Origin of the sequence: Phormidium pseudopriestleyi FRX01, from assembly GCF_017313335.1 — a bacterium.
In the GTDB taxonomy this organism is placed as follows: domain Bacteria; phylum Cyanobacteriota; class Cyanobacteriia; order Cyanobacteriales; family Laspinemataceae; genus Laspinema; species Laspinema pseudopriestleyi.
Window position 1 is genome coordinate 1 of the sequence record NZ_JAFLQW010000324.1, and the last position, 15,689, is coordinate 15,689.

8 protein-coding genes are annotated in these 15,689 nt (G+C 45.2%); 4 read left to right on the forward strand and 4 right to left on the reverse strand.

Translation table 11 applies throughout. From position 1 onward, the window contains the following. Positions 1 to 470 precede the first annotated feature (470 nt). Positions 471 to 1,961 (forward strand): polyphosphate:AMP phosphotransferase, encoded by a 1,491-nt coding sequence (gene pap / locus J0895_RS12010; RefSeq protein ID WP_207088327.1) that lies wholly within the window; start codon positions 471 to 473, stop codon positions 1,959 to 1,961. Positions 1,962 to 2,049: 88 nt separating this feature from the next. Here pap and J0895_RS12015 read toward each other — a convergent pair whose 3' ends face one another. Both J0895_RS12015 and J0895_RS12020 read right to left on the reverse strand, forming a co-directional pair. Beyond that, positions 2,050 to 2,955: a pentapeptide repeat-containing protein gene (locus tag J0895_RS12015; protein WP_207088328.1), complete on the reverse strand. Its 906-nt coding sequence runs from the start codon at positions 2,953 to 2,955 to the stop codon at positions 2,050 to 2,052. A 289-nt stretch (positions 2,956 to 3,244) separates the two neighbouring features. Next, complete coding sequence (locus J0895_RS12020; protein WP_207088329.1) at positions 3,245 to 3,406, reverse strand: hypothetical protein; 162 nt, start codon at positions 3,404 to 3,406, stop codon at positions 3,245 to 3,247. A gap of 82 nt (positions 3,407 to 3,488) precedes the next feature. Between J0895_RS12020 and J0895_RS12025 the strand changes: the two genes are divergently transcribed. The 3 genes from J0895_RS12025 (at position 3,489) to J0895_RS12035 (ending at position 7,311) form a co-directional block, all read left to right on the forward strand. After that, positions 3,489 to 4,541 (forward strand): YdcF family protein, encoded by a 1,053-nt coding sequence (locus J0895_RS12025; protein ID WP_207088330.1) that lies wholly within the window; start codon positions 3,489 to 3,491, stop codon positions 4,539 to 4,541. Positions 4,542 to 4,637: 96 nt separating this feature from the next. Beyond that, positions 4,638 to 6,383, forward strand: a complete 1,746-nt coding sequence (locus J0895_RS12030) for an ABC transporter ATP-binding protein (RefSeq protein ID WP_207088331.1) — start codon at positions 4,638 to 4,640, stop codon at positions 6,381 to 6,383. 169 nt (positions 6,384 to 6,552) lie between these two features. Beyond that, positions 6,553 to 7,311 carry a peptidylprolyl isomerase gene (locus tag J0895_RS12035; protein WP_207088332.1) on the forward strand — a complete coding sequence of 253 codons (759 nt, stop codon included), beginning with the start codon at positions 6,553 to 6,555 and terminating at the stop codon, positions 7,309 to 7,311. Positions 7,312 to 7,663: 352 nt separating this feature from the next. Here the strand turns inward: J0895_RS12035 and J0895_RS12040 are convergent, their stop codons facing one another. Both J0895_RS12040 and J0895_RS12045 read right to left on the reverse strand, forming a co-directional pair. After that, positions 7,664 to 12,898, reverse strand: a complete 5,235-nt coding sequence (locus tag J0895_RS12040; RefSeq protein WP_340643498.1) for an AAA family ATPase — start codon at positions 12,896 to 12,898, stop codon at positions 7,664 to 7,666. Positions 12,899 to 13,118: 220 nt separating this feature from the next. Then, entirely contained in the window at positions 13,119 to 15,389 is a 2,271-nt protein-coding gene (locus J0895_RS12045; protein WP_207088334.1) for a carotenoid oxygenase family protein, read from the reverse strand. Between the last annotated feature and the right edge of the window lie 300 nt (positions 15,390 to 15,689).

Here is a 15,689-nt window from a genome sequence, read left to right on the forward strand (position 1 = left end):
AGGGTTTGGAGACCAAAACCCTACATCACCGGAAAGGGTTTGGAGACCAAAACCCTACATCACCGGAAAGGGTTTGGAGACCAAAACCCTACATGAAACAACGATTGAGCGTCATTAAATTTACCACCTTGACAGGGCTACTATAGCAATCCTGCAACTGCACCTCATGAGGTGCTATAGCCAGTCTTGCAGCAGTTTGACACCTCACCCCCGTCCCCCTTCGACCCCCTTCGACCCTTCGACTGGCTCAGGGCTCAGGACAGGCTTCGACCCTTCGACCCTTCGACCCTTCGACCCTTCGACTGGCTCAGGGCTCAGGGCTCAGGGCTCAGGGCTCAGGACAGGCCTCTCCCGCTTTGGGCCGCCGACGAGAAAGGGGTGAGGGTCCATTCGCCTAATCATTTAGAACCGCTATATTAGGACATCGGGCCACAATCCAACTCACAATCTAACCCCCATAAAACAAGTCCATGTTAGATAACCTCGACCTCAAACTTTCCCTGGATAAAAAGACGTATCACGAACAGATCGAAGCCTTGATGCAGCAGATCCGACAGCTACAACAAGCCTGTTGGGAAAAAAAACTAACCTCTATCTTCGTGTTAGAAGGTTGGACTGCTGCGGGGAAAGGGTCTCTGGTCAAAAAAATGGTGGGTTATATGGACCCCCGGGGATTTCAAGTTCATCCGATATGGCCCCCCAGTGAAGAAGCGCGACAGTACCATTTTCTGTGGCGGTTTTGGCAGAAATTGCCAGCGCGGGGGAGTATCGGAATTTTTTATCACAGTTGGTACATTCGGATGTTAGAAGATCGGTTATTTGGCCGGATCACCGATGCCGAAGTCCCCACCGTGATTCGACAAATCAATGCCTTTGAGCGGCAGATGGTGGATGATGGGGTGGCGATCGCCAAATTCTGGATTCACATCAGCGAAAAAGAACTGAAGCGACGGCTGAAAAAATCTGCGGCAGACCCCCTCACCGCTTGGCGAGTTCGTCCCGAAGATTGGCAGCAAGCGAAAAAATACGACACCTACAGCGCCTTAGCGGAAGACATGGTGATTCAAACCAGTACCGGACCCGCGCCCTGGACCCTCGTCGAAGGCGACAATCCCCAATGGGCACGGGTGAAAGTGTTGGCAAAAATGGCAACCACCCTCACCGAAGCCCTCGATCGCCTCCATTATCAGCTACCTGTGCCGGTTTTGCCCGCCCAAGAACAACTCCAACCCACGGAACCGGATTTTCTCTCTCAAATCGATCTAAGTGTGAGCTTAGATAAAAAGGATTATAAAAAACAGCTCCGCAAAGAACAAGTTGAACTCACGAAACTGCAACTTGAGATTCATGCACAAGAAATCCCTGTCCTTGCCTTATTTGAAGGATGGGACGCTGCTGGAAAAGGGGGAGCCATCAAACGGTTAACCGATGTCCTCGACCCCCGGAGTTATGCCGTGAATGCCTTTGCGGCCCCCAGCACCGAAGAATTAGCCCATCATTACCTCTGGCGGTTCTGGCGACGATTACCGCCCCCTGGAACCATTGGCATTTTCGATCGCAGTTGGTATGGTCGAGTTTTAGTTGAACGTATCGAAGGATTTGCCAGCGAACCGGAATGGCGCCGAGCTTATCGAGAAATCAATGAATTTGAAGAACAACTCACCAGTGCCGGTTATGCCGTTGTCAAATTTTGGCTTCATATTAGCCCGGAAGAACAACTAAACCGATTCAACGAGCGCAGCAATAATCAGTTTAAGGAACATAAGCTCACCGATGAAGACTGGCGCAATCACGAGCAGTGGTCGCTCTATAATGTAGCGGTGAATCAGATGATTCAGCGGACCAGTACCCCCTCGGCACCTTGGACTGTGATTCCGGGGAATGATAAATATTATGCCCGAGTGAAAGTGATCCAAACGGTGATTCAGGCGATCGAGACTGAAATCAAACGTCGCAAATAATCGGAGGCGATCGCCCAGGGTGATGGGAGCCACCTCGGGTCCCCCTGCTTATGAATAAGAGGGGGACCCGAGGTGGAGCAGACTGGGTTTAATAGAGGGTCCCGAGGGTCATCTGTGGGGAAAAACCTGGACTGCCTTGGGCGATCGCCTCACCATACTGCTGCATCGCCCCTTCTACATCATTAAAACTGCGAAATTCGGCACCATCGTAAGTCGCCCCCGAGAAATTGGCATCCCGCAGATCCGCATCCGTAAAATCCGTCCGGGTCAAATTCGTAGAATTTAACCGAGCTTGATTTAATAACGCTGAACTTAAATCCGCCCCGGTTAAGTTCGCTCCCGTTAAATTAACCCCGCGCAGCTTGGCATCAGTAAAATTTGTAAACCTCAGATTCGCCCCGGCGAGATTGGCACCACTCAGCTTTGCCTCACTCAAATTCACCCCATCGAGATCAACCCCAGTCAAGTCCACCCCATTCAAAAAAGCGCCACTCAGATTCACCCCCGTCAATTGCACCCCGTCTAGGATGGCACCGCTCAAGCGCGCACCACTGAGATTGGCCCATTTCAAATTGGCCCCAGTTAGGTTCGCACCGCGCAGATTCACCCCTTGAAGATTTGCCCCACATAAATTGGCCTCTTGCAAATCTGCCCCTCGCAGATTTGCACTGCTCAGATTTGCCCCACTCAATTTGGCCTGATTCAACTGGGCCTTGACCAGAAAGGAACCCTGGAGATCCGCTTTCGTCAGATTGGCCTCGGTTAATCGGGCGTCACTAAGTTTGGCAAAATTAAGATTAGATCGATTGAGGGCAGCGCGAGTTAGATTGGATTTAGTTAAAAACGAGCGAGCAAAATTCACGCCTTCGAGATAGGCACCCGTGAGGTTAACCCCAATCAGGGTCACCCCCACCAATTGAGCTCCGCGCAAGTCTAAACCCGAAAAGTCTCTAATTCCCTGGTCGTAAAGGGTCAGCCAATGATTAATATTCATTATGGATGCTACTTGTATCAACCCAGCACTTTGGAGGAACTGAGGATTTCAATTTTAATTGCTCAACTTCTATCAAGTATGGCGCGGTATCGAAGGATAAATCGAGGATTTTTTATTAATCTTTGTAACGCTTGAAGCCATCGATTGGATTATTCTTAATGAGTTTAGAGAAAACAACGAATGAAGTCGGTTACCCATTCAGGATAACCCGGCAATGGGTCTGAAGCTCTGCCGCAAAGGCCAGAACTGGCATCCGCAAGACGGCTTTCTCCCCGGTTTAAATTCAATCTTACTGCCGTTGACCTTCTGAAAATTTTAAGAAATTCATAGATTTGTCAACAAAAATGTAACAAACCAGAATACCTCCGAATAAATACTTAAATTTATCGGCGATCGCCAGAGTTTCCCCAGAGTTTCCCCAGAGTTTCCCCAGAGTTTCCCCAGAGTTCATTGTTTTTACTGAACTACAGCCGTAGGAGCAGACAGAAGATGATTCGATCGCCCTTTAACTTGCACCTTGAGGACATCCAGCAATGATTCTAGCCATAACCCAGCTTCTCCTGTGGGTGGTTGTCGCCCTTCTCATCTGGTATGTCCTCCTCCAGCTTATTCCTCGGGAATACCTAACCTGGCTTGGGGGCGCAATCCTCTTAAGTATTATCGTCTTAGCATTCTTCTTTCCCACGGAACAGGGGGTTGCCACCTTGTGGTACATTCTCTCATTTCCCCTGCGACCATTAGGATTATGCATCGTCCTATTATGCGCGGCTACCCGGCGGCTGCTAATAAATCGACTGTATCTAGTTGGTGCCGCCCTAGTTATCTTGGTTCTGTGTAGCGTTCCTTGGCTGGCTCAACACTATCAATATTGGCTAATTCGCTCTAATTTCCCGATCGCCTCAGTTTGTCCAGCCCAGGGAAACCCCAATCTCGTCCCCGTTGTAAGCCGTCCCGAAGGCATCGTCCTCTTATCCTCGGGCATTTCCCAGCCTTCTTTGCCCTATCAACCCGAATTGATAGAAACAAATATGAGCGATCTGATAGTCACCACCGTTCGTCAGTACCAACTCCAGCAACAGGTGGGCCACTCCCCAAGGGTAATTGTCGCCGCCCGACCCCAACCCTTTCCCTGGCAAGGGGTGAGCGCCCCTTGGTATTCGGTCAACTCCACAGATATCCTCGAATCGGACATCATTAGAAATCTGTTAATCGTCCAAGGCGTCTCTCCTACTCATATTTTTGTTTTAAATAAGGTCGAAAATGTCCGGCAAAGTGCCGAAGCCGTTGCAGAACTCCTCCCTCGACTGGCTAACCGCAATCCTCGGGTGATCGTCGTCACCTCGGTTTTGCACTTACCCAGGGCCAGCCTAGCCTTTCAACGCCTTGATCTGGACGTGATTCCGCGATCGCCCAGTTTGTATCCAGAAATCTGCGCCTTAGAACAACTTCGCACAGGCATTTATGACATCATCCCCAATGCCACCAGCTTGGCCCTCACCAGCCGAGTCGTTGAGGAATTCTACACCTTGATGTACTATTTCCTACGCAGTTGGGTCGAACCTTGTACTCGCTGTAATGCCAACTAATATTGGGAGGATAACTACTCCCCATCCTCCTCTAGTCTCCCCATCCCCCCGATCGCCCTCTACACTAAAAGAGGGGTAAAAACATATCAATTTGACATGGCTCGCTCAAAACTTCAAAAACTGGCCTCTTATATGCGTCCCCACTGGCGGAATGCCTTGGTGGGGGTTGTGGCTCTATTTCTCGTCAATGCTGTGGGGGTGTACATTCCCCTGCTGATTCGCAATGCAGTGGATGAACTCGGAGTCACCTTTAGCTTCGATCGCATTCTGTACTTTGTAGGCATCATCTTGGTACTGGCATCCCTGATGTGGGTGATTCGCGTCGTCTCCCGGATGTATCTGTTTGGGGTGGGACGTCAGGTGGAGTTTGACCTCAAACAAGGCATTTTTCAGCACGTCCTCACCCTGGAACCGGCCTATTTTGCCCTGAACCCACCGGGAGATTTGATTAATCGCGCCACCTCGGATGTGGACAATATCCGGCGTCTGCTGGGATTTGCGGTGTTGAGTTTGGTGAATACAATTTTTGCTTATGGATTGACCCTGCCGGTGATGTTGGCGATTAATGTCAAGTTGACCGTATGGGCTGTGGCGGTTTATCCGTTTATGCTGATCATCGTGCAGTTATTTAGCGATCGCCTCCGCACTCAGCAACTCGAAGTCCAAGAGCAACTCTCGGGACTCAGTGACTTGATTCAAGAGGATATGAGCGGAATTTCCTTAATTAAAATTTATGCTCAGGAGGAAAACGAACGCCTTGCTTTCCGCAACCTGAATCAACAATATTTACGAGCCAATCTCAAATTAGCGCAAACCCGGAGTTTTCTGTTTCCGGTCCTAGGGGGATTAGCCAGTTTGAGTTTACTGGTTTTACTGACGTTTGGTGCCGGGGCGATCGCTGATGGAGAAATTACCATTGGGGATTTTATCGCCCTGTTATTGTATGTCGAACGTCTGGTGTTTCCCACTGCCCTCCTGGGATTTACTATTACAGCGTATCAACGGGGAGAAGTGAGTCTCGATCGCATCGAGTCCATTTTTGAAGCGAAACCGAAAATCCAAGATACACCGGAGGCGATCGCGCTCACCGAACCCGCTCAAGGTCATCTGAGAGCAAATCACCTCACTTACAGCTATCCCGAGGCCAAAACTCCAGCCCTGAATGCTTTGAGCTTTGAGATTACGTCCGGTGAGACAGTGGCGATCGTCGGTCCCATTGGTTCCGGGAAATCCACCCTCGCCAATGCCATCCCCCGTTTACTGGATATTGGTTCTGGACAACTTTATCTCGATGGCGAAGATATCACCACCCTCAAATTAGAAACCCTGCGAGGAAATCTCGCTTATGTTCCCCAGGAAAGTTTTTTGTTCACCACATCCATCCGGAACAACATCCGCTATGGAAAACCCCTCGCAGAGGACCCGGAAATCATCGCCACCGCCAAACAAGCTCAAATTCACCCGGAAATTCTCAATTTTCCTCAACAGTACGAGACAATGGTGGGGGAACGGGGAATTACCCTTTCCGGAGGACAGCGCCAGCGCATGGCCCTCGCCAGAGCGTTGCTAATGGATGCGCCGGTGCTGATTTTAGATGATGCCCTCTCTAGTGTGGATAATCAGACGGCAACAGATATTCTCAAAAATCTGTCTTCGGGGACACAGCGCAAAACGGTGTTGTTTATCTCGCACCAAATGTCTGCTGCTGCCTCTGCCGATCGCATTTTTGTCATGGATAGCGGGGCGATCGTTCAAATCGGCACTCACACTCAATTAGTCGAACAACCGGGTTTGTATCAGCAACTCTGGAATCAGCAAAAGCTAGAGGCACTCTTGCACTAAGCTGGGAAAGCAGTCACAATAAAGCCTTGAGACCCGCCTCTTGAAGCATGACTATAGCCCTGAATGCTTCTAATTTCTCCCGGGGATCGGCGTTCTGATTCCCCTTCAGTCCAGATTCCCTAGGACTTAGGTCTGGATATTCTTTGCAGTTCTTTTGGAATGAATTAACATGGAAACGGAAAAATTTATCACTATTGATGACGAAACGATTTCACTGCGGCAAGCCCTGGGGTATCTGCGGACCAGTGGCGACCTCCAACAGTTTATCATGAAGATTCTGCGCCAGCACATCATCGAACAAGAGTTGCAAAGTCAGTCAGATCTAGAAATTGATGCCTCCCTCTTAGAACAAGCGATTATCAACTTTCGCCTCCAAAATCAACTGGTGCAATCAGACAAATTTGACCAATGGTTACAAAGTCAAAGCCTAACTTATACGACCTTTCGCAATCAATTCGCCGCTGGGTTAAAAATGGAGGAAATCAAAACTAAAGTCACCGCTGAACAAATCGAAGACTATTTTCAAAAGAATCAGCAATCCTTTGAGCAGGTTGTTCTCTCGCGAATTGTGGTAGAACAATTTGATAAAGCGGTAGAACTAAAAACTCAAATTAAACAAGCTGGGGCGAGTTTTGAAGCCTTAGCCAAAGAGCATTCCATCGCCGGAGAAAAAGCTTATAATGGCATGATGGGAGCGATTTTGTTAAGTCAACTTCCCCCCGCCATTCGGGATGCGATTTCCACAGCTCAACCCGGAGATATTGTCGGTCCGATGGAATTGGAAGGTCGCTACAGCTTATTGCGCCTAGAACAACGGATTCCTGCCACCCTAGAGGGACAACTCAAACGTCAGCTTCAAGAGCAATTATTTGAGCAGTGGTGGCAAGGCAAACTCCAAAATAAAAACGTCAAGTTGCAGGTTGAATAACTGAGTAACTAGGACTGGGTAACGTTTTAGTTCCCCAGGACAAGAAACCGGGTTTCTCACCAAAATGTAGGCTAATCGCCCGAACTTTTGTCAAGAAACCCGGTTTCTGTTGCCTTTACCGTGACTTACCCGGTTCGAGAGTGAAACACTCCCATTCCTGTATTTAAATTGACGTCTTTCTCCCCCTTCCCCGCAAAGACATTCATTCCTTATACCTCCCTCTCCTCTTAGGGGAGGGCCGGGGAGGGGTGGTTCGGGGGCTGGGGGGTTAGGTCTCTTTTCAAAACTGAGATACACCCTACAAATACACCTTGACAGGGCTAGTTAATGGCCCAGTCAAAGACCGAGAACATTATTTTTGTTTAATCACCAATAGGGTGATATCATCATAAACCTTTTGAGTGCCAATATAGCCCATTACATCATCAATAATTCTTTCTCGCATCTCATGGGCGCTTAAATTCCAGGAAGCGCTCACCACTTCACAAAGGCGCTCTAATCCATACTGAACCCCATTGATATCTTCCGCTTCGGTAATCCCATCGGTATAAAGCACCACCCCATCTCCGGGATTCAACTGAATCTCAGTGTAATTCAAAAACTCTCCAATATCCGGCTCAAGACCAACATACAAGCCTAAATCTAGAGTATCAATTCGTTCAATTCCACCCCCATTCCGAACGATGATCGCCTCTTCATGTTGTCCACTAATTTTCAAGTTTCCCTGATGATAGTCTAGAATCGCCAAAGTCATATTTTTATCGATATTCATCCGCTCGATATTCTTATAAATGGCGCGGTTAATAATTTCCAAAAAGCGAATCGGGTCATTTTCCTCACTTTCCAATAAGGTGCGAACCGCCATCTGCGCCATAATCATCAGCATTCCACTTTCTAACCCATGTCCGGTAACATCTCCAATTGCAAATTTTACGCCGCCTTCGTGAGGCAGTACATCATAATAATCGCCGCCGACTTCATCCGCAGGTTCCATAAAACCGGCAATTTCTAAATCGGGAATTTGCTGCAATTCACGCTCTTTCGGCAATACCATTTTTTGCAGCTTGCGAGTGACATCCAGTTCTGCACTCATGCGAAGGTTTTCGGCTTCCAGGCGTTCGTTTAGTAAGGTAATTTCCTGATTAGCTTCGGCGAGTTGGGCGGTACGTTCTTTAACTTTGGTTTCTAGGTTTTGATAGAGTTGGGCATTTTCAATGGAGATGGCAGCTTGGGCGGAAACAACGTTTAAGAGTTCCAAGCGATCGGGGGTAAATGCTCCAGGAGTCAGATTATTTTCTAGGTAAAGGATGCCGACTAGGATACCCCGATTGATAATAGGGCTACATAAAACTGATTTGGGTTGCTGCTTTATAATGTAGGCATCTGTCGCAAACATTTCGGAGGTTGTGGCATCACTTAAAACCAGGGATTGTTGAGTGCGGGCCACATATTGAATGATAGATTGGGGGAGTTGTTGGCTTTGATGAATAGGGATTGCTTGCAAGACTTCAATTTCGCTATTCATAGTCCCCGACCCTTCTATCATGAGTTGCTGATTATCCGATAAAATTAAAAATCCTCGTTGCGCTCCCGCATTTTCCAGGGTAATATTGATTAACTGAGTCAGGAGTTTATCGAGATTAATTTCGCTGGCGATCGCCTGGGATGCTTTCATGATGGTGGCGAAATCTAGGACTTCCCCCCCTTGGCTATCGGTAGTAGTTACAGTAATTGTGGTTTGCATTTCCCCGGATGCCTTGCGCGATCGCTTGCCGAGAATGTTGGGATACTGTTTCACCAACTGTGCCACCTTCCGCTTCGCCCCCCAAAGCTGATACTTATAGTGAGATTTCTTCAGATAAACAGCAGCAAAATCTTCTTTTCCTTTGTTCCACCAAAACTTACCGGCGAGTTCATGGGCAATGGCTTCATGGTGAATAAACTCCTGTTCACTCGCCTCGGCGATCGCGCGATCGTAGAGTTCCATCGCCTCTAAATCCTGTCCTGAAATTCGAGCAATTTCTGCCGCGACTAAGAGGAACTTATGATGGAAAGTTTCTGGGCAATTTTCAGCCCAAATTTTCATCTGGGTTTGGTTCGCTTCAAGTTGTTGCCAATAGGCGACTAATTCAACACTGGATGCTGTCGGATAGAGGGCGGCTAAAGTTAATGAGTGATAAAAATTATAGTCTCCTCCAATTATATTCCCAGTAATAGTAGGAATGAGGTTAGCTATATCCGGGGCTAAATTTATCGCTTCGGTGAACGCTCCATATAAATAGAGAATGGCAAATTTGACAATTTTATAGTAACAAATTCCCTGCCAACTTTGATGTTCTTGGCAACTTGATAAATAGGCCGATTCTGAAATTTCATCGGCCTCAAAGGTGAATTCATTGGCTGTACTGCCCAATAGGTTGGCACTACCTATTTTAAAGCCTAAAATATTATCAGTAGCCCATTGATTTTGGGTTTCTTGAGTCACTGCCAAAAAATTACTGACTTCGGTCCAGGCTTGGGGGAGATGAGTACCTCGACAAAATAACCGAATTGCTTGAAACTGAAGAATATAGCCAATATATTGAAATTCTCCCGAGAGCCATCCCGCTTTATAGCCTTCGGTCAGAATTGGGTCTGAGGCTTTTAAGGGTTTAACCCACGGATAAATCAATCCTCCCACAACGGTGTAATTCTTACAGTTTAAAGGTAGATAATTAAACTGTTCAGAAAGTTCTAATGCTAAACTTCCAAATTCATAGCCTAATTGATAATTCCCAAAGCAGCACATTAAAAAGCCATAGGTAGAGTACCCCTGGGCTGACTCCTGAGAATGACCATATTTGAGAGAAGTTTGAACAATTTTAGCAACGACAATTGGATATAAATCCAAGTTGATAATATAAGTAACGGCAAGAAGATTCACCAGTAATTGAATGGCGATAATTTTCTCTGAATCTGTTAAATGAGGTTCGTGAATCAGGGAGGCAATTTCTCGGTCCCTGAGATCCTGCTCAACCGTGGCAATTTCCGCCATCAATGCCGATTGAAAATCGGTCTGGGGTAAATCAATCCCCAAGATTTGCAAGGCTTTGCGCCCCGCTTCAATCCCTTCAGCATATTTGAATTGCAAGGTGTACTGCACGATCGCCAGGTTGTAGATTTCGGCTTTTTCCAAATCCGTATGCGATCGCGCCAGGACCAGGGTAATTAATTCCTCAGCCGCCTCAAAATTGCCATTAAGATACTCGACTTCTGCCCATTGCTTATGCAGGGATAACGCTAGATCATAGTATTCTATCCAAAAATCTCCAGTTAAATAACTGATTCCGAACTGTAAATATTGCCAAGCGGCTCCATAAGCTGTTGATTCTTTGGCTTTTTCCCCGGCAGATAAATTTAAGTCAGCTAACTTGATTCTTTCTTCGGAGTCGGTTATCAAATCTTGACCCATATTCAAATGGTCAATGATTTCAAATAAATTTCCTCCCGCTGTACTTTTTGAAGTATTTTGGAGTAAAGCTCGCCCAATTGCCAAATGCACAGCCCGTTGTTTCTCAGGGTCTAGGAGGGTATAAGCCGCTTGCTGAATGCGATCGTGAACAAAGCTGTAAACGTTGGATAAATGGCTCGATTCGGTCCCAGATTCAAGCCCCTTAAACTCTGCATTTTGGGTAAAAATTAGCCCTAACTGTACGGCATCAAACAAGTGATTGGCAATTTTTTCGGGGGTACTGTCATCCAAGAGGGAGAGGGTTGACAACTCAAATTGATTCCCAATACAAGCCGCCAATTTGATAAATTTCTGAGCGGTTTCTGGCAGAGATTGAATTTTGAGAACCATCAATTCAACTACATTATCGGTAATTTTGGCCGATTTTATTTCGTTGAGGTCCCACTGCCAGCGGCGATCGCGCATCTCAAAGGTTAGGAGATGATCACCATAGAGTTTTTCCAGAAACTCATTAATAAAAAAGGGGTTGCCATTAGTTTTTTGGAATACTAATTCGGCTAAGGCTAAAATTGCTTCCCTATCGGTTTTGAGCGCGTCGGCAATTAATTCGCTAATCTCTGATAACCCTAAAGGAGCCAATAAAATCTGATTGACCGTTGCTCCAAGGGCGCGAATTTCTGATAAGGTCAACATCAGAGGATCAGTGGGGCTGACTTCCTTATCGCGGTAACAGCCAATTAAGAGGAAGTATTGGCTATCTGCTCGCGTCATGAGCTGGTGGATGATTTTTAAGGAGGCAGCATCTGCCCATTGTAAATCATCTAAAAAAATGATGAGAGGATGTTCTTTCCGGGTAAAAACTTTGATGAAATTTTGAAAAACGAGGTTAAATCGATTTTGGGATTCTCCAGGAGGCAAGGGGCTAACCGGAGGCTGTTCACCGATAATCAGTTCCAATTCCCCAATCAAATCCACCATAATCTGTGCATTAACCCCTAATGCCTCGACTAATTGCGATCGCCATTGTTCGATTTGTTCAGGAGTTTCCGTCAAGAGTTGGCGAATTAGAGTAGCAAAAGCCTGGGCGATCGCCCCATAAGGAATATTTTGCTGGAGTTGGTCAAATTTACCTGAAATGAAGTATCCGCGCTTTTGGGTTAAGGGTTTATAAATTTCCCGAACTAACGCAGATTTGCCAATTCCTGAATACCCAGAAATTAGCATCATTTCTTTTCCCCCATTCAACTCGGAGGTATTCAGGCGATCGCCTGCTTGTAGCAATGCCTCAATCTCTGCCTCTCTGCCATAGAGTTTTTGGGAAATTTGAAACCGGCTGGAAATATCATTTTCCCCTAGGCTAAACGGTTGAATAGTCCCGCTTTCTTGCAATTGATTGAAACAGTTTTGCAAATCAAACTGGATACCCCAGGCACTTTGATATCGGTCCTCCGCAGTTTTAGCTAAGAGTTTCATGACAATATCTGAGACTGCCTCGGGAATTTCTGGATTAATCTCCCGAGGAGAAGAGGGCTGCTTGGCGATATGACAATAGACTAACTCCAACGCATCATGAGTCGGAAACGGGAGTTGTTGGGTGAGTAATTCATAAAAAGTTACACCCAGAGAATAAAAATCGGTGCGATAATCGAGCGCCCGATTCATTCGTCCCGTTTGTTCAGGGGACATATAAGCTAAAGTCCCTTCGATAACATTGGGGTTTTTAAAAGCTGGATTTTCTCGGGAAAATACGGTGGAAATCCCAAAATCAATAATTTTGGCTTGTTCGGTTTCGCGATTGTAAACGATATTAAAGGGATTCAGGTCTTTATGAATAATATTGGCTTGATGAATTTCCCCTAAAGTTTGAGTCACCTGAATGGCAATGGATAAAAAAATCTGCAAATTCACAAGATTTTCTTGAATAAGTACCCTTAAACTTTCTCCTCCAAAGTCTTCGGAAATAATTAACCAATGATTTTGATAGTTTTCCAAGGAGTAAGATTTGACAACCCCAGAAATACCTAATAATTTTTGGGTGATTTCATATTCCAGCTTATAGCGGGCAATTTGCTCTAAACTGGGACATTCTCCTTTCAAAACTTTAATAATGACCGAGTGATTATCTAAATTTTTAATTCTTCAATATACAACTGAATTATCACTCTCATAAATCACAAAAAAATGAGTATAATATGAAATGTTAAGCCTGATGATAATGGGAGTATCAAAGGGGGTACAAATCAGATCGGCTATATGGATGAATAAACCAGGTTCTCGATGAGAGCTTTGCCGTTTTTTCTTACAAAATCCTTTAAAAAATTTCTATCATCGGTCACAAAACAGTTAGAAACAACTGCTAACTCTTCGGTTCAGGTTGGGGTTCTTTTTTCGGATAAACCCAATTTTCAAACAAATCCTGAATCAGTGCTTTATTCTTCGGGGACTGCTGATTTAAAATTTCGGCGTAATCATCCCGCATTTCGATACAATAACTGGCGTTCCTTGTTTCCAAAGTCGGCAACCAGGCGGTATGAATTGTAAACCCTACATTAAATTGAGGATGCCACAGCTTGTATTGTGGACCACTTTTTAAGTTAGCTGCATCAAAAATCCACAGTTCATTGCCGTTGTTTTCTTCTGTGCCATCCCCGTAATGGACCACACAGAGAATGTAACCCTCGGTTGAACCTTCGGTTCCACTCCGAGGAATAAATTGTGGGGAAACAACCCAATGACCCTCGGGAAATTGATATCCATCGGGAATGCTTAAACGGTTTTGCTCTTCGGTCACGCTATCCAAAGGGGCGATATGAAGTCGCAATAAGGTTGAAGGTTTACCTTTGTTGGTGATATCGTCTAATGATTCCAGTCCGATCTCTCGATATTTGTAGTCTTTATACAACCCTTCGATATGGGGGGTTTTTAGATCAGCCCAGCATCCCAAACAACTCCAATAAATATCTTCTAAACGGTCTGGAAAAGGGCGTTCACGGTAGGCGTAGATGGCAGCACCCCAAGTATAATCTTCATGCATCAAGAGATCTTGATTTTTGCGGATGAATTCTCCAGTTTTGCCGTTAATGACGTGACATCCCAGTTTGCTGATATCCATCGGTCCGGAGATCGCGCCGTAGAGACGGGGTGTTCCAGACAATGCCAACGGTACATTTTCATCATCAAAATCAAACTCTGTCAACCATTCTGCAGCATCCCAGCCACAAACATGAGCAAAGTGTAGGGTAATATAATCGTCAGGATTTCGATAATCGACTAGGAAATGTGCTGCTTCACCAGGAATTGTTACTTTCTTGGCATTAACAGTCTTCTTGTTTGGTAGAAGTTCCCGCCGATCAATAATGTAAATATCATTATCTCTTAATTGCGGTTGAACGAATAAATATCTAAATATTTTTTCTATATATTTAAACTTTTTTTCTTGAAGAGTTGGTAAAATTTCACCTATAGATACTTTAAAAGCTGTATCTACTAATACAATATAATTTTCTGTTAATCCCATTTGATGAGTGCTTTGTTGAATTTTAATACTGCTATCATTATGTATTATTTTCCATTTTTTTAGCTGGTCTGAACCATTCCATCCTATAAGATAAACAAAATCATTTTCAATAATGATTTTATCAAAAAAATGCTTTTTTAATGAAATAATTAGGTTGTTTTTAATTTTCTTAATTTGCTTGAAAAATTTCTCTATATTTGGTATTTTTCGGAAATTATTTTTAAAGAAAAATGTAATAGATTCAACAGAAAATTTTAGTTGCTTATACCAATACCGAGGAAAAGCTATTTTTGTTTTTAATAGATAACCTAAAGGAAAAAATTGGGACAATACATTAGACAGCGATCGCCCCACATTGACGGTAAACATTTCGTGGGTATAAGGGTCGAAAACAGGATGGGCTGAACTTTGAATGGTTTTAAAGGGAGTAGTGGGTTTAAAAAATAGCTTTCCAACTTTGTTCACCTCTTTCCACTCAGAATTTTTCCCCACTGGCGTAATAGTTTCCAGGGTTTTGGGGTCAATTTCGTAGGGACGGCCCACATCCCAAGTCACCAGTAACCGTTCATGTTCTGCCTCAGAAAATTTCAGAGGGAGAAAAGCCGTATTCAGTTGATTTCTGGTTCCCAGGGGTCCGGAAACTCGGGTAATTCCTAGATTTTTAAATCTCAAATCTGTGGATTTTGAATTTCCATCCGAACCCTGGTATTTTTCGCAGTGATTCGTGGCGACATCAGCGTAGTAGCAGGGAGTTTTTACCCGTCGTGATGACAATTGTGCTGTCTGGGTCAAATTGTCAAAATCAATCCGGTAAACCATGCCATCGCCATTGTACAAAGGGGTAGTCCCATCTTTAGAGGGCAAAACAGTATTGCTGGCTACATCTTTTAAGGGAGAATCTATTGAACCTGTTGCACCAATAATGAAGGCATGACCCTGTAAATCCGATGGCAGAACTTTTCCATCTTTTTCTGTCAGGATTAAGGGTTGATTCTTGGCATCGGAGTTATCTTCGGTCTTACCCAACTCATGGCGACTGACTGATAACACTGATGCGGGAAAGGTTTTATCGGGGTCCGATTGAGAAGGAGTGGTCACTGGTTTGTTCATGATTACCTGAATGAGGGACCTTGAATCCTGAAACTTAAACTATCAAGTCTGGCTAGTTTTTTACCCATTAACCGTCCTGTTAAACTTTAGGCCATTGAGATGGATAAAAGTTTCTGGACTGGCTGGTTTGCTAAGCCTTGTTTAATTGTGGCAGACTGACTACAGCCTTGTCAAATTCTGGGAACGCGCAGGGTCTACTTAGGCCCTGGATAGCCGAGGGGAGTGAGTTATAGTGGAAAGGCGATCGCCCATTATAGACCCAGAGACTAATGCCCTGGCATCAAGCGATCGCCTCTCAAT

Coding starts and splice junctions, on each gene's coding strand:
- pap (WP_207088327.1), top strand. CDS start 471: ATGTTAGATAACCTCGACCTCAAACTTTCCCTGGATAAAAAGACGTAT.
- J0895_RS12015 (WP_207088328.1), bottom strand. CDS start 2,955: ATGAATATTAATCATTGGCTGACCCTTTACGACCAGGGAATTAGAGAC.
- J0895_RS12020 (WP_207088329.1), bottom strand. CDS start 3,406: ATGAACTCTGGGGAAACTCTGGGGAAACTCTGGGGAAACTCTGGGGAA.
- J0895_RS12025 (WP_207088330.1), top strand. CDS start 3,489: ATGATTCTAGCCATAACCCAGCTTCTCCTGTGGGTGGTTGTCGCCCTT.
- J0895_RS12030 (WP_207088331.1), top strand. CDS start 4,638: ATGGCTCGCTCAAAACTTCAAAAACTGGCCTCTTATATGCGTCCCCAC.
- J0895_RS12035 (WP_207088332.1), top strand. CDS start 6,553: ATGGAAACGGAAAAATTTATCACTATTGATGACGAAACGATTTCACTG.
- J0895_RS12045 (WP_207088334.1), bottom strand. CDS start 15,389: ATGAACAAACCAGTGACCACTCCTTCTCAATCGGACCCCGATAAAACC.